Raw genomic sequence first — 21005 nt, 5'->3', positions numbered from 1 at the left:
AGCACCCTATGAGATGGAAATTCGAGGAGACATCATGAAAGTTCAACGGAGACAACAACGCCGACGCCGGCTCGCATTCACCTTGATCGAAGTGCTGTTGGTGCTGGCAATTCTCGGTGTGATCGCGGCGATGGTCGTGCCGAACATTCTTGGTCGGCAAGAAGAGTCCTACATCAAAGTGACTCGGCAGAGCATCAATGGTGTCGAACAAGCCGCGAAGACGTATCGTGCTGATCACGATGCCGCTTGGCCAGAGAGCATCAGCGTGCTCGTCGAGCCCGAAGTTGTGAACGGCAAACAACGCGAGCCGTACTTAGAAAAAACACCGGTCGATGCCTGGGGCAGCCCGATTCAGTACGAATATCAATCGGGTGAACTCAAACCGCGTGTGTGGTCTTGGGGGCCGAACAAACAAGACGGTGGCGGCGATGACATCTCCAACACCGACGAACAAGATCAGAATTTGTAGAGCTTGTGATGGCTTCGCGTTCCATTTTCAATCCGGTTCAAACTACGCAACGCCAACAGGGTTTCACGCTTGTGGAAGTCTTGTTGGTGTTGGTTGTGTTGACGGTTTTGCTGGGGCTGGCGTGGCCATCGCTGGATCGCATGTTCGCTCGCAACGCGATGCAAAGTGCGACCGAAACTCTACGATCGGACCTCATTCGTTGCCGACTCGAAGCGATTGATGACGAATTGATCTACGAGTTTCGTTACGAACCTAGCGGTCAGAAGTATCTCGTTATTCCCCACGAACAACCGCTGGGCACGGATCCGGAAGCTCCGGTGTCTGGAGACGATGGACTCAAACGCATTGCAGGGGAGATGGACGAGGCATTCCGTTTTGAGAAGCAGTCGGATGTGGCATTCACAGTCGATCAGCAATTTCCGTCACCCGCGGAATGGCAACTTGCCGGTTTGCCGTTAGCCATGGAATGGAGTTCTGTTGGTTGGTCACAACCGATTTTGTTCTACCCCAATGGGTCGGCGATGTCCTCGCAATTTGAAATCCATCACGAAGATGGTGAAATCATGCGGGTTTCGATTCGGGATTTAACCGGGGCGGTTTCCATCGTCTCAAAACGAGCGGAGGATGCGTTATGAGAACGACGCATCCTCCGTCTCGCACGACGAGCAACCGTTTCGGGCTATCATTGTTGGAAGTCATGTTGGCGGTTTCGATCTTTACGATGTCGATGGCGGCGATTTACCAGTTGATTGCCATCGGTTACCGGAACACGATCGATTCCCGCTTGCAAACGCAGGCGATTGTGCGTGCGGAATCGAAGATATCGGAAGTCATTGCAAACGCCGATCTCATGCAGACGACCGCCGCCAGCCCGTTCGAGGAAGACGCATCCACTTCGATTTCGGGAACATGGACGTGGAGTTTGACCGTCTCACCTTGGGAGGTGGACGCAACAATGGTCAACCTGGAACTCACGACACAATACGAAACGGCCGACGGCACACCCGCCGCTGTATTTACGCTCCGCCGATTGGTCCGTGACCCGCAAGCCATCGCGGACCTCCAAGCCGAGCAGGAAGCTGCACTCTCCGAATTGTAAGAACCGAAGCCGTGCGAAAAGTTCGTTCACAATCTCATCCTCGCGGATACACGCTCCTCGAATTGCTCTTGGCCTTGGGGCTTAGCGGCATTTTGATGGTGGCGGTGTATGCGTCGTTGTCGCATTACTGGCGGCTTTCGACCGTCGGGAAGATCGATACCGAACGGATGCAATTGGCTCGCAGTTTGGTTCGACGAATGACGATTGATATCCGCTCAATCGTCGATCAACCGGAAGAGGAAGAAAATGTCGCCACCGACGAGGAAGAATCTGACGAGGACACCGTGACCGTCACTATGGACGATGCCGCTTCCACTCTCACGGTGACAGCGCGTCTTGTGGGGACAGCCGATTCTTTGACGTTGGTGGCAGTACGGCCAACTCGTAATCGCGTGATGATGGCCTCAGCCGAAGAACTGGCCACTCAGGACAGCCAAAGCGATCTGCGGCGGATCACATATTCGTTTGGCGGTGGATCGGCGACCGACTCGTCGGGGGTTTACTTTTCGAACGTCGATCAACGCGAAGCCGAGTGGGCGGAATTGCAGGGCGTGGCGATGACGGATGTGCCTGTCGATTTGTTGGCACCGGAAGTCATCAGCATGCAGTTCCAATATCTCGATGGAAATACCAACACGTGGATGGATGATTGGCATAGCATTGAGTATGGCGGTTTGCCGCGGGCGATTCGTGTCTCGATGCAGTTCGCACCCGCGTCGGCCGCCGATTCGGAAATCTTGGCGACATCCCGCACGAGCCCGACGACCGAATTCGTGCACTTCACCATCGATTTGCCAGCAGCGTCCTTACCGGAGGCGTTGTAATGAATTCGATTCGTATCTCATCAACACGAAATCGCCCATCTCGCCGAGGGATTGTGCTGCCGATGGTGTTGGTGGTGATCGTGGTGGTCTCCCTGGGGGCATACACGTTCAACGAGCAAATGCTTGCGGAGAAAGAAGCCACCGTGCTCTATGCGCGGGACGTGCAGTCGCGATCGTTTGCACTCTCGGGAATCGAATACGCCGCTAGTATGCTCACAGTTCGTGAGGCTGTGGGCGTCGAGAACCTGTACCACGACCCCACGCGGTTTCAGCAAATTCTGTTGCCGTCCGAATTGGCTCGTGGTCAGGGGCGATTCAGTATTGTCGCGCCGGTGGAAACGCAAACAAGTTCGATGGGGCTTCGGTTTGGCTTGCGGAACGAGTCGGCAAAATTGAATCTGAACTTCCTCGCTACGATCGAACCGGGTGAAGCATCCAACGAGTCGATGGTTTCGTATTTGGACGAATCCTCCGATGAACCGCCGGATCCGGAAGCGGAAGTGCGGATGATGCTCACCGGTGGGCCGGAAGAACTCATCATGACGGCAACGCAGGCGGACATCATTCTCGACTTCATCGACGCCGAGGAGCCTGCCCTGCCCCGGATGTACGGTCGCGAAGATGACCTCAACAAGAATGCCGCATTGACGTCGCTCGATGAACTTCTCAGTCTGCCGGAAGTGACTCGGTTTGATCTGTATGGCGAAGATCTCAATCGCAACGGTCGGCTCGATGTGGGAGAAGACCTCGACGGCGACGGGGTATTGCGGTTGGGGTGGGATGCGTATCTGACTGTCGATAGCCGAGAATCGAACTTGCGTTTCGATGGTTCGCCGCGAATCAATCTTAACCAGAGTTTGTTGACCGAACTTTACGATGAAATCGCCACAGAGTTCGAGGAGGATGTGGCGAAGTTTGTGGTGGCGTATCGGATGAACGGACCGGTTGAAGATGTTGGCGACGATCTTTCGGGAAATAGCAATCCGAATGCGGAGGATTCCGGAAATTTCCTGACTCGATTGGCGAGCGGGATTGCGAAGTCTTCGTCGATGGGCGGCGGTGTCGAGGGAGCGGTCACACGTGGTGGGATGGATCTGTCAAAGGGGGCCAGTCAGAAAATCGTCTCACTGTATGACCTGATTGGGACACAAGTGGATGTCGAAATCGACGGCAGCCCCACGACACTCGATAGCCCATGGACGGACGCACCGGCCGATATGCAACAATACCTGCCGGAGTTGATGGACGTGTTCGCATTGTCCGACGAAACGACGATTCCAGGTCGAGTGAACATCAACGAGGCCTGCTATGAAACGCTCATTGGTTTGCCGGGGATGACGACGAACTTGGCAAACACGATTGTGTCGTCGCAACCGTTCGATTCCACCGGGGCCCCGTCGGCGGATTTGGTGGCTCGCAAAGCGACGACCGGTTGGTTGGTCATGGATGGCCTGGTCAGTCTGAGCGAAATGCGGGCATTGGATCAATACGTGACGACTCGCGGAGACGTCTTTCGAGCCCAAGCGGTTGGGCATTTCGACGAGGGCGGCCCACACGTTCGGATGGAAGCTCTCATTGATGCCTCCACGATGCCTCCTCAAATTCGCCGAATTGTCGATTTGACGGATCTCGGGCGAGCATACACACAGGCGGAACTATTGCCAGGAATGGCTCCTTAGTCTTCAGGAAACTTTTGAATCGCAACGCAGCTGCGAACAGGAAAGCCGATCGATGGCAGATATTTTAGCGATTGGGTGGGACGAGCGACGGCTGATCGTTCTCGACGCCGATTCAACCAAGCAAGGCGTTGCCGTTCGTCGGTCGTTCGAGTTGGAATGGCCGGAAGACATCGCACCCTCAGAGCAACCGAATGAAGCCGGGCGTTGGCTGAAAGAATCATTTGAGAAGCTGGGGTTGGCCGGTCGAACGGTCGTCCTCGGTTTGCCTCGAAGCGATTACGTCACGCGACGGCTGGAGGTTCCCGATGCCCCCGACGAGGAACTTCCGAACCTGGTCCGATTCCAGGCGGCCGCGAAAACCGCCACTTCGCTGGATCAACTTCGACTCGATTTCCTGCCCATCGCGAAGATCGGTGAGCAAGCCAGCCGCGATGTGTTGCTGTTCACGATTCCACGCGGACGACTAGATGCCCTCTCACGATTGTTTGCGGCGAGTGAACTGACGGTTTCGGGAATTGCCCCCGCGGTCGTGGGCTTATCGGAGATGGTGGCTCATGCACAGGTGGAAACGCAATCCCCGGAAACGGTGGTGCTTGCGGTCTCCGTGCATCAACATGGTGGTGAGGCGGCGGTTTTGTATCGCGGGCACTTATTGCTCACTCACGCGTTTCGTTTGTCCGAGGGGGAAAACAGCGTTTCCGTGGTGGTCCCGGAAATTCGTCGGGCATTGGTGACGTTGCGAAGTCACTGGCCAACCCTGCAAGTGGAACGCACTTGGTTGAATACCGACACTTCGTACGAGGAATTACAAGCGGCTTTGGCGAACGCAGTTCGCACCGATGTATTGCGGTTGGAGCCGTCTCGGGTGCCGTCGGTCTCACTGGACGCGAGTGTCCAAGACAGTTTCTCGTCCCACATGCTCAGCCCGCTTGGGTTGTTGTTGCAGAAGAACCGTTGTCTGGCGGACACGCTGGATTTCTTGCACCCGCGTCAGCCAAGGGCACGCCGCGATCCGAAACGCACTCGAATGCTGGCAATCGCCGCAGGTGTGGTCGTGGTGTTCGGGATCGGTTATTTTCTGCGATCGAATGCGGTGTCGCGTTTGGATGAGCAAATCCAGACGGTCGCGGCTCAAATTGACGAAGCTGACGATTTCATCGACGACCGGGAAGAGTCGTTGACATCCGCCGCGGATGTGGATGCATGGTTGGTGAAAAGTGTCCGGCCGCTCGAACGATTTGCGGAGTTTGAAACCGCTTCACCGGGTCGCGACCGTGTCGTTGTGCAAACCTGGCAAGCGACAGCGGAACCACGCGGGGCACGGGCTCAGATTTCCGGCGTTGCACTGGCGAAAGAGGACTCTGATCGTCGGGATTTGCTGCGGGAACTTGCGGCACAAGGTTACGATGTTCATGCGACTCGTGTCGAAGATTCCGAAGAGGGCGGGTACCGCTTTCGAGTGCCGCTCGATATGGAACGGCCATTGGATGGACCACCCACAAAATAAACGAATCGCACTCAGCCATCTCGTTCCCCGCACCAACTTTTGAAATTGACATCAAACCGGATTTGTCATCATGCAAACTCGTGAAAAACGATTAGCTCTGATCCTCGGCGGAGTGCTGGGCTTGTGGGTCGTGTGGAGTTTCGTTGGCAGTTGGATCATGGGGCCGTTGGACGAGCGTCGCAATCGTTTGGTGAGTTTGGAGTCGGAGTTCGACAAACTCGACAGCAAACGTGACCAGATTTTCGCCGCGATGGAGCAACTCTCCGGATGGCGACGGCAAAGTTTGCCACCGGATGTGGGCAACGATGACCGTCCGACCGCATTGACGGCCCAACGATTGTATCACGACTGGTTGACCGATCTTGCCACGCAAAGCGGCTTAGAAGATGTGCGAGTCACACCGGGGCCGATTCGTCCATCGCGAGACGTTTACCTTTCGGTTCAAGTGATCTTGGAAGCCAACGCACGTTTCCCGGAGTTCACGAGCTTCATGGCCAAGTTCGAAGGCACGGAGTTGTTACATCATGTGCAAGAACTTCGTGTGGATGGTCAAGCCGAAATGGGCAACCCACTCCTCAAGATTCGTTTGGTCGCCGAAGGTGTGGTCATTCAGGATGCCCTGACTCGCAGCCAATTGTTTCCTGAAGCCCAACTGAGCGAACCGTTAACCGCTGAGTCGGAAACGATCGTGGTGGATGAGGCTGTCGGCTTTCCCGAGAGCAGCGGATTCCGTATCCGCGTTGGTGACGAATTGATGACGGTCCAAAAGACATCCGGTCCGCGTTGGACCGTGCGACGGGGGGCCTTCGGCAGCCAAGCGGCCGCACATCCTGCCAACACAGTCGTGGATTTGGGGTTACGAAATCCGCTCAGCGAGCGATACAAAGCGGACCCGGTGTTTGAACCGAGAGAGATGGCAAATCTGTTCTCGAAACCCCTGCCCGACCGCGAATATCGACCACGTTTGATCGGCCCAAGTTCGCTGATGGTGACTCGTGGAGAACCGGTGAAGTTTACCGTCGAAACTCGGGATTTCGATCCGACACCGGGACCGCTTCGGGTCACGATTGATGGTGAAACTCCGGCGGGGCTTGAGTTCAACGACAAAACCGGGGAAGTCATTTGGGAAACCAACGAAGAAACGCCAGCGAAAACGTATCCCATTCAGTTTGTGGCGAAGTACTCCGCGACCGAGAACCCCATCGTTGAACTGCCGGTCGAAATCATCTTGAAGGAAAAGAATTCCGCACCGGAAGTTCAGCCGGTCGCGAAGCAAACTGTTTTTCACGGGCGGACACTTCTTGTCTCTCCACAAGCCAAGGATGACGGTGGTCGCGATCAACTCACATGGTCATTACAAGAAGGAGCACCCGCTGGTGTTGAAGTCGATCCGATGACCGGCACAGTGGTTTGGACACCGGACGCTTCGATTCCCGCGACCGAGTACAACATCGGCTTGCGAGTGAGTGATGGCGGTGATCCATCGCTATCCACCGACGTGGTTGTTCCCGTGAGCGTGGAAGGTGATTCCGCCGGGAACACACGGTTTATCGGTGCGGTTGGTGACAGCAAAGGTGCGGAAGCTTGGTTCTACGATCAGTGGAACAACAAAGAGTTTATCGTCGAAGTCAACGAGGAATTCACCGCGTCTGAATTGACCGTCACCGTGAAGGAAATCGGTGAGGGGTGGTTGGACCTGGATGTGAATGGTACACTCCACCGTTTGAAATTGGGGCAGTTTCTCCGTGAGATGATTGCCCTGGAGTCATCTCCAGAGTCGACACCCGCGGACGGTCCAGCACGTGCTGAGGATCCGCCTGAAAACGCGGAGTGAATGCGAATGGCGAAGGGACGCACTGTGATGCGGTTGATGCTGATGCGGCACGGGGAAGCAGCGTATTCGGCACCAACCGATGCCCAACGTCCCCTCACGATGGCGGGAGCGTTACGTTCCTTGCGGACCGGCCAATGGATGGCACAAACAGGGATTGGTCCCGGTTTGGTCCTTCATAGCCCCCTACTCCGTGCACGGCAGACGGCCGAGCAACTTGTCGAAGGCTTGGCGACATCTCTCACAGCGGATGCTGAAAGAGAGTGGTTAGGGCCAGGTCTCTCCGAAGATGCGTTGCTGCAAACTGCTCGGGAGCAAGCGAGTACCGCGTCCGTTGCTGAATCATCTTTGCTCGTCGTCGGACATCAGCCACAGATTAGCGTGGTGGCCGGACGGTTGGTGAATGGTGGTTCCATCCTGTTCGAACCCGGTACGGTTGCGTGTATCCAGTTTTCGGGCAAAATTGCCGCAGAACGGGGACGGCTCGAATGGGTGCTGAGTCCGTATTTCTTCTCCGATGCGAATAACGTGGAATAATTTGCATTCATGTGGACATTGGGAATTGAAACCTCTGGGCGTGCAGGCAGTGTGGCTCTGCTGCGTGAGAGTGAGTTGGTCGGCGAGCGGATCTTGGATCGGACCGGGCGGCGTCATGCACAGACTCTCCTGGCGGAAATCGACGGGCTTCTCCGCGACAATGAATTAGCCGCGACCGATATTCACACCATCGCCGTGAGTGCCGGCCCTGGTAGTTTCACCGGGTTGCGGGTGGGAATCGTCTGTGCCAAAACATTCGCGTTCGCAACCGGATGCCACTTATCCGCTGTGAACACCTTCCAAGCAGTGGCCGAGAACAGCCCTGAGGATGTGGCCGAGTTGTTCGTCATCGCAGATGCACAACGCCAAGATGTATTCGTCGGACATTTTCGCCGAACTGAGGGCTCATTTGTGTCGCAAGGGGACATCGAAATACAGCCCGCAGCCGAGTGGTGTGCTGATCGAAATCAATCGGATGTCCTGAGTGGACCGGGCGTCCGGAAGTGGTCCGAACAGTTGGATCCCATCTGCCAAGTGCTGCCGGAGTCGCATTTCGATCCGCAAGCTCGCGTGGTCGCTGCTCTCGGTGCCAAACGAACGGCAGCGGGAGAATTTGACGATCCCTGGTCACTTGAACCGCTCTATCTCCGACGCAGTTCTGCGGAAGATCGCTGGCTGGCTCGCTCGAAAACATAACGCGTGTTGAGACGGTCTGTACGATTTCGATGCCGTGTTTCCCAGGGAAAACACCGTGTCGATGGCTATCCAACTACGACTCTCGGCAGTTAGGTTCGAACAGATTCTCTGGCCAATTCGTGCCCAAAATCGCCGCTGACCCTGCTGCTTTGAAAGTCGAGCGACAACGGTGAAAAGCGTTGGCGCACTTGAGATGAGTTTCCAATGCGTTAAACTAATCCACAACCGGGTTCTGATGGAACAGACCATTCGCGGGTGAATGTTCACCTTGAGGATGGCGGATTTTGCAAGGAAGAACGCTGATGGAGTCAGGAAATTCTCATTCCGAGAATCGGAAATCGATCCGCACTTCAACCGACTGGAACTCAGACACTCACAGCGGTGACACCATGGTCACCCAACCATGGGACGCTCCTTGGGCTGGAACACTGGTTGATGAACTCTCTGAGTACGTGGCGTTGCTCAGTCCCGACGGTGCCATCTTGGAGGCTAATCAATCGCTCCTGCGGAATTGCCGGTTGGACCGCAGCAAAATCCAAGGCCGACTGTTTTGGGAACTTCGCTGGTGGCAAGTCTGCCGCGATACCCACAAAAAACTTCGTCGTGCGATTCGTGAAGCCTCGGGCGGCCGACAAGTCCGATATGAGGCGGATGTCTGCAATCCTGCGAAGGAGAAGAGTCAACTCACGTTGGATCTGTCCATCCGACCGCTCCGTGACAGCGATGGCCAAATCGTTCGCTTGTTGTTGGAAGCACGCGACATCACCGAGCGGAAACAAGCGGAACGCGAAGTCGAGCGGAAGACAGAAGAACGCCGCGTCCTCTACGAACAGCTGAAAGAATTCGACCAACTCAAGACGCAGTTCTTCGCCAATGTTAGCCACGAGCTACGAACCCCATTGACGTTAATCCTTGGGCCGGTTCGCAATTGGTTGTCGAACAAATCGCTCTCTCAGAAGCAACGCCGCGAATTGCAAATCGTCGAACGCAATGCTGGATTGCTGCTGAAACGGGTCAATAATTTGTTGGACCTGTCGAAGCTTGAAGCCGAAGCAATGGTCCTGAGTTACCAGGAGTGTGATTTCGCCTGTGTGGCTCGATTTGTGGCGTCTCATTTCGAGGGATTGGCCGAGGAACGCGACATCGATTTTGTGATCGAGACACCGGATCAACTGCCGGGCCAAGTCGATCCTGAGAAAATTCAACGCGTGTTGCTGAACCTGCTTTCCAACGCGTTCAAGTTTACTCCCGACGGCGGAACCATCGTGTTTTCGCTGCATCAGACACCGGAAGGCGCGGTGTTTTCCGTTCAAGATTCCGGAATCGGAATTTCACCCCAGCAGCGGACACGGATTTTCGAGCGATTTCGACAGGTCGATTGTGGCGTGAACCGGAACGTCGGCGGCACCGGATTGGGGCTGTCGATCGTGAAAGAATTTATCACCCTGCATCGCGGAAAAGTGCGGGTTGATGAGGCACCTGGCGGCGGAGCGGTTTTCTTCGTCGAAGTCCCATTGCGGGCCCCACGTGATGTCAAAGTGACACCGGCCAACCGTCATTCGGTGACAGCGACGGACCTCGGGAAAACAACGATTGAGGAACTACGGACGTATCGGCGACCCCGTTCGCGACGGTTGCCGGTCTGTCAGGCAGATGCCCCGTTGATTCTGGTGATCGAAGATAACCCGGATATGAACAGCTTCCTCGCGGAGACAATTTCCGAGGAGTACCGGGTTGCGACGGCATTTGATGGTCACGAGGGATTGCAAAAGGCGTTGCAGCTTCGGCCGGATTTAATCCTGACTGACATGATGATGCCCCGCATGAGTGGCGAGGAGTTTGTCCGAGAGGTCCGCTGTCGACCAGAAATGGAAGGCGTGCCGATCGTGTTGCTTACCGCACGCGCGGACAACAATCTGCACGTCAAACTGCTCAATGAAGGCGTGATGAGCTATCTCAACAAACCGTTCTCGGCGGAGGAACTGCGGGCGAAAGTTCGTCGGCTGATCACGGAACATCGACGCAGTCAGGCGTCGTTGCGAAAAGCGTACTCTCTGCTTCACGCGGTGACGGAAGGCATCGGCGATGCGGTGTTCGTCAAGGACACTAAAGGGCGGTATTTGATGATCAATTCCGCCGGCGCTCGCAACATGAACCGCCAGAAGGACAAGATCCTCGGGCAAACCGATGACAAGTTCTTCACGCCGGAAGTGGTTCGTACGATTCGGGAAATCGACCAGGCGGTCATCGCGACGGGAGAACCGCATAGTTGGGAACAAGAACGAATTATTGATGGCAAGAAGCAACTTTTTCACATCACGAAACTTCCCCATCGCGATGAGAGTGGAAAGATCAGCGGTGTCATGGGGATCGCCCGTGACATCACGGCTCCGAAAAAGGCCGAAAGTGAACTCCGCGAGGCGAAAGAGTTAGCCGAGGCTGCCAACAAAGCGAAAGATCGGTTCCTGGCCATTCTCAGCCACGAACTTCGCACCCCTCTCACGCCGGTCTTGGCCACAGTCAATTACATGGCCACTCGGGACAACCTCCCCGCCGAGTTCCGCGAAGAGATGACGATGATTCGTCGCAACGTCGAGATGGAAGCGCGGCTGATTGACGATTTGCTCGATCTGACGCGGATCAATCGTGGAAAAATCGAACTTCACTTTGAAGCCGTCGACGCACACGCAACGTTACGTCGAGCGTTGGAAATCTGTCAGGCCGACATCGACACGCGGCAATTGGAAGTCACGCAGGCCATGCGGGCGGGGAATTGCTTTATCTGGGCGGACCCCGCGCGAGTTCAGCAAGTCTTCTGGAATCTGATCAACAATGCCGTCAAATTCACGCCGCACGGTGGGCGTATTTCGCTGCGAACACGAATGGAAAGCAGCGATGACGAAGAAAACACCGATCGTCTCGTCGTGGAAATCGCGGACAGCGGCGTGGGTATTGCCCCGGATGTGCTGCCACGAATCTTCAGTGCATTTGAACAGGGCGAGCGGACGGTCACGCGGCAGTTTGGTGGACTCGGTCTGGGGCTGGCAATTTCCCGGGCACTCGTGAAGATGCACAAGAACGCTTCGTTGACGGCTGTCAGCGAGGGCGTGGATAAAGGAGCAACGTTTATCGTTAGCTTCCCAGTGATTGGTGCTGACCGTGTCCGCGAATCGCAAAAACCCCGTTCGCCCCGAAGAAAAGAACGGTCCAAACTTCAAGTGCTGTTGGTGGAGGATCACGAGGACACCCTGCGGATGATGTCCAAGTTGCTCAAAATGTTTGGCTACGACGTCAAAGCGGCGTCGAGTGTCGAAGAGGTACGCGTCATTTCGGATACCGCACGATTTGACCTGGTGATCAGCGATATCGGTTTGCCGGATGGAAGCGGCTTGGATGTCATTCGACATCTACGGGCTCAGTCCGCCAACCGAGGCATTCGCGGAATCGCGTTGAGCGGCTTCGGCATGGAAGACGACATCCGCAACAGTCGCAAAGCGGGTTTCGAACGGCATCTGACGAAGCCAGTCAGTCTCGATGGGCTCGAAGAAACCATTCAAGAAGTGATGAGCCTGGAGGCGAGTGGTTGTTCCTCCGATTCGGTTTGATGTACCGTAACATTTTGTCAAACTCGTGAATCGTAGCCTCATGCAAATTATCTCACTCTGATGTACCGGTGGAGAGTCAACTATGTGTCGAACCGTTTTTCATCGTCTCGCGTGTCTCATTGCTGTCGTGTTTTTCGTCACGGATTACGTGTGTGCCGAAGACCTCTTTCCTGATGCCAATTTGACGGCCGTTATTCGGGACACGTTGAAGAAGGGGGAAAAAGACGAACTCAAGGCGGACGACTTGAAGGATGTCTATATCCTGCATGCAAACGGTCGCGAGATTGCCAACCTCAGCGGTTTGGAGAAGTGTGTTAATCTGGCGGAGGCAAAATTCTCGGACAACAAAATCACGGATGTGAAGCCGTTGGCCAGCCTCAAGAATCTGCAATCCTTGTACTTGGCAAACAACCAACTGAAGGATATCGGCCCGCTTTCTGGACTGACGAAGTTGCAGCACTTGGAACTTCAAGGCAATCAGGTCGAGAAGATTGAAGCCCTGAAAGAATTGAAAGCGATGGCGTCGTTGTACATTGCCGACAACAACATCCAAGATCTGTCCCCGTTGACCGGGTTAGAAAAATTGGCCTCTCTCGATGCGGCGGGCAATGGCTTGGTTGATATCGGGCCAGTCGCCAAACTTGGTTGGGTGCGGACCTTGGATCTTGGGAACAACAAAATCGAAGACCTTTCCCCACTGACATCGCTGAAAGAACTATCGCTGACTCTGCTGCACAACAATCAGATCAAGGATTTAACGCCACTCGTGCGAATGGCGAAGAAAGACGCCGAAGGCGAGAAAGAGTTCGCACCGTATTGGCGACTGTATCTGGGCGGCAACCCACTCGGGGACGCCGCGTCCAAGCAGATCGAAACGCTCAAGGGGTTTGGCGTGAAAGTCGACTTGGAATACAAGTAACGAACGCTATTTCGGAAGCTGATCTTTGATCTTGGAAATGTCGAGCGGAGTGGACCAACCGATGAGTTCGTCGAGATCCACATCACGTTGGTCTGCTTCCGCAGATAACGCCGATCGCAGAAATCGGTAGGTCGTTAAATCGGTTTGGCGACGGAGATTGTCGAGCCGACTGAGATCCCATTTCGTGTGAATTCGGAGCAGCCCTATCCAATCCAAGGCCGGCAGCATTGGTCTTCCGATCAACAATTCCCACATGACAAGCCCCAACGAAAAAATGTCGGCAGTCTCTGTGACGGGGTTGCCGATCAATTGCTCGGGAGCCATGTAGCGGGGCGTGCCGACGAGTGTTTCAGCAAGCGAGGGGTGAGTGTCGGCAACATCCTTGGCTAACCCGAAATCCATCAGTAACACGGTGCCATCGCGACGGACCATAATGTTGCCAGGTTTGACATCACGATGAATGATACCGCGTTCATGAGCGTACTTGAGTGCCTCGGCGACTTGTCCCACGATGCTTCGTGACATGTCTTCGGGGAGACTCCCGCAGCGTCCCAAAATTTCCGCGAGTGTCCAGCCATCGCAAAACTCCATCACCGTGAAAAACGTGTGGAATTCTTGGAAGCGTCCCAACATGCGTGAGATATGCGGGTGATCGAAACTCTCGATGATGTCTGCTTCTTTCTGAAATTGATCGCGGGCCGCTTCATCGTAGACCAACCGATGACTCATCATCTTCAACGCCACCCGTGTGGTGTCACGTTGGTCGATCGCATCGTAGACCACCGCCATCCCGCCCCGTCCTAGTCGGCCGGTGATCCGGTAGTGTTCGCCGAGCGTTCGTCCCCAAAGGACATCAGCCTGTCCATCGCGTCCCAGTCGTTGTGCGATGAGAGCCGTCATCACGTTGCTAATCGCCGGATGATCTTTCGCAAGATTATGGAACGCAATCGCGGGCAGCACCATCACCCGAGACGGCGTGCAAGCCAGGACATCGGCTTTTCGTGGTTCTTGGGTCAAGAGGGACATCTCCCCGAAGATTTGTCGCCCTTCGACTTCCGCGATCACGTGGGGAGTTTTCTGCACGGTCGGAATCCGGACCTCGACTTTGCCATCCATAAGCACCATGAGTGAGTCGCCCGCATCGCCTTCACGCATGAGGTACTCGCCGGGATCGAAGACCGCCTCGTGCATGTCGCTTTCGATCAAACGAAGCACATCCGGCGACAAACTGGCAAAGGGACTGCTGGCGTCGGCGTCCGCTCCATATTCAGTGAGAAAGCTATCGGGGTCCGATTCCGATGTCGTTTTCGTCGGCGCAAGTTGCGTGAGTTCGTGCGGAAGTGTCCGATTGATCGAACCGAGGGAATTGTCGAAGCGTGTTTGTGTCAGACCGCCTCCGTGAAATAACTGGCGAATCCAACCCGCTGCGATTGCAAATCGATCATTGGGATGACGCTGAGCTAGCAATTCACGAATCGCCTGGCTGAGTTCTGGAAATCGTTCGGCGTATTCATCGAGCGTTGGGGGAGAATTCGTTTCCTGCCGGTATTCGAACTCTTCGACGATTAATTCAGTGGCAACTTGCTTCGTCGCTACGATTTGGGGGAAATGTTCCAAATACCATTCGCACTTGCGGCCGCCACCGAATCGCCAATGATAGTACTGGTCGAAAAATAAGACATCCACTTTTTGCGGATCTGGAACCGAGGCGTGTTCTTCGAGAAACGCGGGCAAATCCGGTGGGGTTGGCGTGGCTTCGCACAGCGCAGCGTACAGTCGCACTAACAGACCGGAGAGCGACCATGTGGTCGAAAGTTTCTCTCGTTGAGAAGTCATGCGGTGTCGCTTTGTTGCGAGATCGGAAGCGGGGTTGGCTCAAACGAGTGTGATTGTCACGCAAATCGGTGTAACTCTCAACACCCTTTTTCATCAACTCTGCCCAAAACGCATTTGCTTTTAGGTCAAGTTTGTGAAGGTGCGGAAGAATTCAGGGGGTCATGGTTCGCGTTCCGATTTCCAATGACGTACAATCGGAGGTTGTCCGGCTCTCTGTTCCCAAGCCTTCTCCCAATCTCTATGCGATTCCTATTGAATTCATCCCATCGGAATTCGTTGGTTCTATTTGGGTTGGGAGTGTTCCTGCTCGCGGGATGTGGTGGCGAGGAACCCCAGAAAAAGTCCAAGCCAGAAGTTGAACCAGAACAACGCGGAAAAGCCGACTCAACGACTTCTTCAGACCTCAAGAGCCACCAAACGAAGTCGAAACCACCCTCCCCGTCTCCTGCGGAACCGGCGGAATTGTTGCGAGCGTCACTCGATGATGCCGTCGCTCTGTTGCGGAACGGGGAATTCCGCGAATTCCTGCTGAGGCATGTTCCGGTCGAAGAACTTCGGCGACTCCGAGAGAGTCAAACGCTGGATACCGTCGCAAGTGCCCTGCAATCGGACTCGGATGGGCAATCGCGTCTGCGACAAATCTACGAGTTAGCAGCCCAAGCTGAGCTCCCGTCGAGTGCGGACACGGGTTTGGTGGAGTTAACGCTCATTCTGCCGGAATCCCACCCGCCAAAGAGTCAAATTCCGAGCTTGACCGATCCGCATGCTGATTCCGTGACGTTGCCGCCGGGGTTTTCGGATGACCTGTCTGAATGCCTGATGCAAGCGGCAGATGCGTTAGCAGGCGGTGCGTTGCCAACGTTTATCAGTAAGATGCTGCCGCCATCGGACTTCCGAGACTACGCCGCCGGACCGAACGGTTTGGAACTCGTTCAGTTTCTTGGGCATAGCCCGGCTATGGTCACCGCGATGGAAACCGAGTTGCGGACGCTTGCCCAGCAGACTCCTGTCCTCAAGGAAGACGGAACGGTGGCCACTTTTGAGCACAACGGGCGAATGATTCGCTTTGAGTTGGTTGACGGGAGTTGGCGATTCTTCGATGATTCGCTACCGGTTCGGTCTGTGTTGTTCCAACAATCCCAGCAACAACCGGCCGATGTCCGTGTGACACTCCGATTCGAGCGGATCGGTGACGACTGGCGGGCCTACGGATGGCCCACGGAACTTTCCAAGCTGTTGTCCCCGCGAGATGAATCATTGTGATCAATTCCGCACATCATCATCAGAGCCGACGTGAGAATGCCGGTCGACGCGGGTGGACAATCACCGAATTCACGATTTGTGTGGCCGTCGTGGGTTTGTTGGGCGTGCTGACGTTACCAGCCGTTGAGCAAAGCCGAAGTGTGGCCCGTCGCACCCAATGTGGGGAGCGTCTGAAGAACATTGGTCTGGCGTTGCAAGCCTACCAAGAGACGGCCGACGTCTTTCCTTCCGGGTGGTATCAGACGACGAACGAAGCCGGTCGCGGCGGTGGTTACGGATGGCAGTGTAGTCTGTTGGGATTTCTGGACGAGATATCCTTGATTAACGAAATCGATGCCGAACTTAGTTTCGAACAACCGTTCCCAAAAGCGGATGCAGCGAAACTCTTGCAAACTTCTGTTTCCGCCTACCGATGCCCCGCCGATTTGATGATGGATCTCAATCCGGCTCGCGGAGGTTACGCGACGTCCAACTACTCCGGCAACTTTGGTGACACCGCTTTGCCGCGATGGATCACTGGTCGCCGGACGGCATCGTGGCCAGGTCAATTGCCGACTCCGAAGGAATCCAATGGGATTTTTTGTTGGAACAGCGCAATCGGCCTGGAATCGATCACCGACGGCACCGCAAATACGTTCCTGGTCGGCGAACGGTGTGTGACCAGCGGAGCCGGCATTTGGCCGGGAGTTGGTGCCAATGAATTTGAGAATGACCAAGTGACCGATTGCCATCACATTTCTCGTTTGAATAACGGACCGCGTTCCTTCTCGAGTCTGCACGATGGCGGTGCGAATTTCTTGTTCGCTGACGGTTCTGTGAAGTTTCTCTCGGATCGAATTGAGTCCCTGCCCGGTCAAGGCGGTCGGATGGGGATTTACCAAAAGTTGGCCAACCGCTTCGATGGTCGTCCGGTGAGTCTGCCGGAATAACACGCCGGCCGATCTACCCATTCCGATTGTTTTGCCTTTCTCGTTGGTCTCTCCTGCTATGACTGATAATGTTCGCCCCCTCGTGACTGACTTGTCCCGCTCCGCATTAGCGAACTGGTGCGAAGCGTTTGGGCAGCCTGCATACCGAGCCGACCAAATCCGTCGTTGGTTCTTTGGAAAACGGGTCGACAATTTCGATGCCATGCACGACGTGCCTGCCCGTCTGCGTTTGGCGTTGAATGAAGAATTCGATTTCTTTGCTTCGCGAATTGTTGACCACCAAGTGGCGACCGATCGCACGGAGAAACTGCTGCTCGAACTGCGTGATGGGCAAACCGTCGAGTGCGTTCTCATGCGTGAAACCCGTCGACGAACGGTGTGCATTAGCACGCAAGTCGGTTGTGCGATGGGCTGCGTGTTCTGCGCCAGTGGATTAGAAGGACTCAAACGCAACCTTTCCGTCGGCGAGATTCTCGAACAGATTTTGCGAATCGACCGGTTGTTGCCAGAGAACGATCGAATTACGAATGTCGTCGTGATGGGGATCGGCGAACCCTTGCACAATTTGGGAAACCTGCTGCCCGCGGTGGATACCCTCAGTGACAAAGGGGGATTGGGACTCGGGGCAAGGCGGATCACGATTTCCACCGTGGGATTGCCGGAGAAAATCCGCGAATTGGCCCAGCATGGCAAACCGTATAACCTCGCCGTTTCCTTGCATGCGCCGAATGACAAACTTCGCACCGAGATTGTCCCGGTCAACGCGAACATCGGTGTCGACGCGATTCTCGAAGCGGCCGACGAGTACTTTGAGCGGACCGGGCGGCGTGTCACTTATGAATACGTTCTGCTCGGCAACGTGAACGACCACCCTGCCCACGCTCGCGAGTTGGCGAGTCTTTTGAAGATGCGGAACGCACACGTCAACTTGATTCCCATGAATCTCGTCGACGGATTACCGTTCAGCGACCCATCCACGCCCCGCACCGATGAGTTCGTTCAAACGCTCCAACAAGGTGGCGTCAACGTGACCGTCCGCAAACGCAAAGGAGCCGACATCGACGCCGCCTGTGGACAACTTCGTCTAGCCCATGAGCAGACTCAACCGACAATTTAACGCAGGTTTCGCGGGTGAGGGAATTCCGTGTGGTGAGCTAGTACGTCGCAGCGTTGGAACGTCTCTGGCGAATTGCGACTGGCCTTAATCGAAATCCATTTTCCGATAGTCGTCGGGATTGAATGCGGTCAATTTCTCGTCACGGAAGAAGAGGTAGTAGACTTGGCCCTTGTTATCCGGACCCCAGCGGTAAGTTTCATCAGTGCGGCGGACCCCGGAGACTTTGGCTTTGATGTATGTATCGCCGTGAACCTGCTCTCCGGGTTTGCCGAGAATTTCGCTGACTTGGTCCAGCGACATTCCGGTCGCAAGTTGGTTTGCGAACAACCAACGAAGGGAATCTGAATCGCCTTCGCTACGGAACTGAGTGCGATGTTTGTCCAATTCCGCCGCCGCAGCTTCGGCATTGGCTTTTCCGAAGTCGAAGATCGGAGGGTTTCCACAACCGCAAAGAGTTGCCAACCCACCAACAACCATGCCGGCCGTCATTCGACTCGCCCATTGATGAAAGTTCATGCCATCGTCCTCAAGCAATTCACTTTTCCGTCGGGATGAAGTCGAGCGAGCATTGCAAAGGCTCGCAACGATCACGCCGACCAAGAACCATAATCCGGCCGAACAACATCGGACACGTTTCAATTCAGCAATCGTGACTCAACCGATCTCGTTTTGACCCGTCATTCAAACGCAAACGACGAATCGCGACTCCGTAATGTTGAGTTTGGGAGGCGTTTTAGCCCAATCCGGCATTTCTCACTAGAGGCGTTCACTCGAAAAATGCCGCGGGCCAGCTTATACTTGGGAAATTATGTCAACAGAATCGATTCCCAAACCAACGGATGAGCAACCGGTGTTCGAATTACCACCGGATTCCGTCGGTATGGTCGAGACGCAAACCGTAACGCTGTTCGAGTCCTCCGAAAAACTTCGGCTGGCTAGCGGTCGAGAACTAGGCCCAATTACTGTGGCCTATGAGACTTACGGAAGTTTGAATTCCGACCGCAACAATGCCGTTTTTGTTTGCCATGCTCTCACTGGAGACGCCCACGCAGCGGGGTGGCATTCGGGAGAAGATCGCAAACCCGGCTGGTGGGACGCGTTCATCGGTCCCGGCAAGATGTTGGACACCGACCGGTATTTCGTGATCTGTGCGAATGTTCTTGGCGGATGCATGGGGACGACCGGGCCCGGCTGTCTCAATCCCGAAACGGGCGAACGGTACAGCAGCGATTTCCCGGTGATCACGATTGAGGATATCGTCGATGTCCACGCGGCGTTGGTCACACATTTGGGGATCGATCGATTGCTCGCCGTGGTTGGTGGCAGTCTCGGAGGCATGCAAGTTCTTGAATGGGCGGCTCGGTATCCGGATCGCTTGAATGCAGCGGTTGTGTTGGCGTCAGCGGCCCATTTGTCGGCTCAGGGGATTGCATTCAACACGGTTGGGCGACGGGCGATTGTCTCCGATCCGGAGTTCCATAGCGGACGATACACGCCGGAAGAAGGTCCAAGATACGGGTTGGCTGTCGCGAGAATGCTAGCCCACATTACGTATCTGTCCGAAGCATCCATCGAAATGAAATTTGGCCGGCGGCTGCAACACAGCGACAAACTGGCTTACGATCTTGGCAAAGAAACCGAATTCCAAATCGAAAGCTATCTGCACTACCAGGGTGAACGGTTCGTAGAGCGGTTCGACGCCAATAGCTATTTGTATCTGACTAAGGCGATGGACTATTTCAATCTCGCGGACCGACACGGTTCGCTTGAAGCGGCCCTGGGAAATACTGATGCCCGGTTTCTCGTCGTCAGCTACACAACCGATTGGTTGTTTCCAACCGACCAAAGCCGCGAGTTGGTATCGGCATTGCTCAAGGCTCGTCGGCATGTGAGCTTCATCGAGTTGAGCAGCCCCTATGGGCACGATGCTTTCCTCATCGAAAATGAACCACTCGAACGCTTGGTTCAACCATTTCTCGACCAGACTTACCAGTCGTTTTTGAACTCCGATCGTTAACCAGATGTCCTCACAACGCTATTGCATGCCAGACCCGATGCTTGGGTTGAACGATAAACTGATTCGGGATCAGATTCGCCCTGGTAGTCGTGTTGTCGACCTGGGATGCGGAGACGGGCGTTTGTTGGCAATGCTGCGAGATGAACACGGTTGCAGTGTGCAAGGCGTCGAATTGGACCAAGAGTCGATCGAAGCGGCAATTTCGCGTGGCGTGGCTGTGATTCGTGCCGACTTGGACCGAGGCCTCGACGATATTCCCAGCCAGAGTTTCGATGTGGCCGTTCTGAGCCAAACTTTGCAGCAAGTGCGGCAACCGAAGGCCGTGCTTGAGGAAATGTACCGCATTGCTCGTTGGACATTGGTTGTGGTGCCGAACTTCGCTCATTGGCGGGTGCGTTGGCAAGCCCTCTCACGAGGACGAGCCCCGGTGACATCAGAACTGCCCTATGAGTGGTACAACACGCCGAACTTGCATGTCATGTCGATGACGGACTTCCGTGATTTGGCCAACGTTGTCAAGTTTCGGATCGATAAGGAGATTCCGATCATCCGTCGCCGGGCCGTCCGTCATGCCTGGGCCGCCAACTTGCGAGCGGAAAGTGCGTTATACGTGCTGGAGCGAACCGAGTAAGACCGGTGAAGAACGCTTCCAAGCCGCTTCCACACTCAAGCCTTGA

The 21005-nt window shown here is 55.2% G+C and carries 18 protein-coding genes; 16 read left to right on the top strand and 2 right to left on the bottom strand.

Annotation, left to right across the window (positions count from 1 at the left end; genetic code table 11):
- Positions 1-34 precede the first annotated feature (34 nt).
- The 11 genes from G6R38_RS14900 (at position 35) to G6R38_RS14850 (ending at position 13166) form a co-directional block, all read left to right on the top strand.
- Complete coding sequence (locus G6R38_RS14900) at positions 35-469, top strand: type II secretion system protein GspG (RefSeq protein WP_166827073.1); 435 nt, start codon at positions 35-37, stop codon at positions 467-469.
- A gap of 8 nt (positions 470-477) precedes the next feature.
- Entirely contained in the window at positions 478-1104 is a 627-nt protein-coding gene (locus G6R38_RS14895) for a prepilin-type N-terminal cleavage/methylation domain-containing protein (protein WP_166827070.1), read from the top strand.
- On the top strand, positions 1101-1568 hold the full coding sequence (locus tag G6R38_RS14890) for a type IV pilus modification PilV family protein (protein ID WP_166827066.1): 468 nt from the start codon (positions 1101-1103) through the stop codon (positions 1566-1568). The genes G6R38_RS14895 and G6R38_RS14890 overlap by 4 nt, the downstream gene beginning before the upstream one ends.
- Positions 1569-1579: 11 nt before the next feature.
- On the top strand, positions 1580-2392 hold the full coding sequence (locus G6R38_RS14885; protein WP_166827064.1) for a prepilin-type N-terminal cleavage/methylation domain-containing protein: 813 nt from the start codon (positions 1580-1582) through the stop codon (positions 2390-2392).
- Positions 2392-4071 carry a general secretion pathway protein GspK gene (locus tag G6R38_RS14880; RefSeq protein ID WP_166827061.1) on the top strand — a complete coding sequence of 560 codons (1680 nt, stop codon included), beginning with the start codon at positions 2392-2394 and terminating at the stop codon, positions 4069-4071. Before G6R38_RS14885 ends, G6R38_RS14880 begins: the two co-directional genes overlap by 1 nt.
- A 52-nt stretch (positions 4072-4123) precedes the next feature.
- Positions 4124-5578 carry a hypothetical protein gene (locus G6R38_RS14875; protein WP_166827058.1) on the top strand — a complete coding sequence of 485 codons (1455 nt, stop codon included), beginning with the start codon at positions 4124-4126 and terminating at the stop codon, positions 5576-5578.
- A gap of 70 nt (positions 5579-5648) precedes the next feature.
- Positions 5649-7412, top strand: a complete 1764-nt coding sequence (locus G6R38_RS14870; protein ID WP_166827055.1) for a putative Ig domain-containing protein — start codon at positions 5649-5651, stop codon at positions 7410-7412.
- A 6-nt stretch (positions 7413-7418) separates the two neighbouring features.
- The gene (gene sixA / locus G6R38_RS14865; protein WP_166827052.1) at positions 7419-7946 is read left to right on the top strand and encodes a phosphohistidine phosphatase SixA; all 528 of its coding nucleotides are present in this window, start codon (positions 7419-7421) and stop codon (positions 7944-7946) included.
- Positions 7947-7955: 9 nt separating this feature from the next.
- On the top strand, positions 7956-8642 hold the full coding sequence (tsaB, locus tag G6R38_RS14860) for a tRNA (adenosine(37)-N6)-threonylcarbamoyltransferase complex dimerization subunit type 1 TsaB (protein ID WP_166827049.1): 687 nt from the start codon (positions 7956-7958) through the stop codon (positions 8640-8642).
- A 389-nt stretch (positions 8643-9031) separates the two neighbouring features.
- Positions 9032-12247, top strand: coding sequence for an ATP-binding protein (locus tag G6R38_RS14855; protein ID WP_166827046.1), 3216 nt, complete (start codon positions 9032-9034; stop codon positions 12245-12247).
- A gap of 82 nt (positions 12248-12329) precedes the next feature.
- Entirely contained in the window at positions 12330-13166 is an 837-nt protein-coding gene (locus G6R38_RS14850) for a leucine-rich repeat domain-containing protein (RefSeq protein WP_166827043.1), read from the top strand.
- A 6-nt stretch (positions 13167-13172) separates the two neighbouring features.
- On the opposite strand, the gene G6R38_RS14845 is transcribed toward G6R38_RS14850, so the two are convergent.
- The gene (locus tag G6R38_RS14845; RefSeq protein ID WP_166827040.1) at positions 13173-15002 is read right to left on the bottom strand and encodes a protein kinase domain-containing protein; all 1830 of its coding nucleotides are present in this window, start codon (positions 15000-15002) and stop codon (positions 13173-13175) included.
- A gap of 252 nt (positions 15003-15254) precedes the next feature.
- On the opposite strand from G6R38_RS14845, the gene G6R38_RS14840 reads away from it, so the two are divergent.
- From G6R38_RS14840 to rlmN, 3 genes are read left to right on the top strand one after another with little or no spacing between them, the layout of a single operon-like run.
- Positions 15255-16265, top strand: coding sequence for a hypothetical protein (locus tag G6R38_RS14840; protein ID WP_166827037.1), 1011 nt, complete (start codon positions 15255-15257; stop codon positions 16263-16265).
- A complete protein-coding gene (locus G6R38_RS14835; RefSeq protein WP_166827034.1) occupies positions 16262-17194 on the top strand; it encodes a DUF1559 domain-containing protein in 933 nt (310 codons plus the stop codon). The genes G6R38_RS14840 and G6R38_RS14835 overlap by 4 nt, the downstream gene beginning before the upstream one ends.
- 58 nt (positions 17195-17252) lie before the next feature.
- Positions 17253-18311, top strand: coding sequence for a 23S rRNA (adenine(2503)-C(2))-methyltransferase RlmN (gene rlmN / locus G6R38_RS14830; protein WP_166827029.1), 1059 nt, complete (start codon positions 17253-17255; stop codon positions 18309-18311).
- 84 nt (positions 18312-18395) lie between these two features.
- Here the strand turns inward: rlmN and G6R38_RS14825 are convergent, their stop codons facing one another.
- On the bottom strand, positions 18396-18827 hold the full coding sequence (locus G6R38_RS14825) for a hypothetical protein (protein ID WP_166827025.1): 432 nt from the start codon (positions 18825-18827) through the stop codon (positions 18396-18398).
- 292 nt (positions 18828-19119) lie between these two features.
- On the opposite strand from G6R38_RS14825, the gene metX reads away from it, so the two are divergent.
- Together metX and metW are read left to right on the top strand one after the other, a co-directional pair.
- Positions 19120-20328 (top strand): homoserine O-acetyltransferase MetX, encoded by a 1209-nt coding sequence (gene metX, locus G6R38_RS14820; protein WP_166827022.1) that lies wholly within the window; start codon positions 19120-19122, stop codon positions 20326-20328.
- A gap of 4 nt (positions 20329-20332) precedes the next feature.
- Complete coding sequence (gene metW / locus G6R38_RS14815) at positions 20333-20959, top strand: methionine biosynthesis protein MetW (protein ID WP_240928218.1); 627 nt, start codon at positions 20333-20335, stop codon at positions 20957-20959.
- Positions 20960-21005: the final 46 nt, after the last annotated feature.

This window comes from Thalassoroseus pseudoceratinae (assembly GCF_011634775.1).
GTDB lineage: Bacteria > Planctomycetota > Planctomycetia > Planctomycetales > Planctomycetaceae > Thalassoroseus > Thalassoroseus pseudoceratinae.
This window is presented reverse-complemented; position numbering and strand designations above follow the sequence as displayed.

What these genes read in the sequence shown, in the direction of transcription:
- G6R38_RS14855 (WP_166827046.1), top strand. Translation starts at nt 9,032, where the DNA reads ATGGTCACCCAACCATGGGACGCTCCTTGGGCTGGAACACTGGTTGAT.
- G6R38_RS14880 (WP_166827061.1), top strand. Translation starts at nt 2,392, where the DNA reads ATGAATTCGATTCGTATCTCATCAACACGAAATCGCCCATCTCGCCGA.
- G6R38_RS14875 (WP_166827058.1), top strand. Translation starts at nt 4,124, where the DNA reads ATGGCAGATATTTTAGCGATTGGGTGGGACGAGCGACGGCTGATCGTT.
- rlmN (WP_166827029.1), top strand. Translation starts at nt 17,253, where the DNA reads ATGACTGATAATGTTCGCCCCCTCGTGACTGACTTGTCCCGCTCCGCA.
- G6R38_RS14890 (WP_166827066.1), top strand. Translation starts at nt 1,101, where the DNA reads ATGAGAACGACGCATCCTCCGTCTCGCACGACGAGCAACCGTTTCGGG.
- metW (WP_240928218.1), top strand. Translation starts at nt 20,333, where the DNA reads ATGTCCTCACAACGCTATTGCATGCCAGACCCGATGCTTGGGTTGAAC.
- G6R38_RS14900 (WP_166827073.1), top strand. Translation starts at nt 35, where the DNA reads ATGAAAGTTCAACGGAGACAACAACGCCGACGCCGGCTCGCATTCACC.
- G6R38_RS14850 (WP_166827043.1), top strand. Translation starts at nt 12,330, where the DNA reads ATGTGTCGAACCGTTTTTCATCGTCTCGCGTGTCTCATTGCTGTCGTG.
- sixA (WP_166827052.1), top strand. Translation starts at nt 7,419, where the DNA reads ATGGCGAAGGGACGCACTGTGATGCGGTTGATGCTGATGCGGCACGGG.
- tsaB (WP_166827049.1), top strand. Translation starts at nt 7,956, where the DNA reads ATGTGGACATTGGGAATTGAAACCTCTGGGCGTGCAGGCAGTGTGGCT.
- metX (WP_166827022.1), top strand. Translation starts at nt 19,120, where the DNA reads ATGTCAACAGAATCGATTCCCAAACCAACGGATGAGCAACCGGTGTTC.
- G6R38_RS14895 (WP_166827070.1), top strand. Translation starts at nt 478, where the DNA reads ATGGCTTCGCGTTCCATTTTCAATCCGGTTCAAACTACGCAACGCCAA.
- G6R38_RS14845 (WP_166827040.1), bottom strand. Translation starts at nt 15,002, where the DNA reads ATGACTTCTCAACGAGAGAAACTTTCGACCACATGGTCGCTCTCCGGT.
- G6R38_RS14825 (WP_166827025.1), bottom strand. Translation starts at nt 18,827, where the DNA reads ATGAACTTTCATCAATGGGCGAGTCGAATGACGGCCGGCATGGTTGTT.
- G6R38_RS14870 (WP_166827055.1), top strand. Translation starts at nt 5,649, where the DNA reads ATGCAAACTCGTGAAAAACGATTAGCTCTGATCCTCGGCGGAGTGCTG.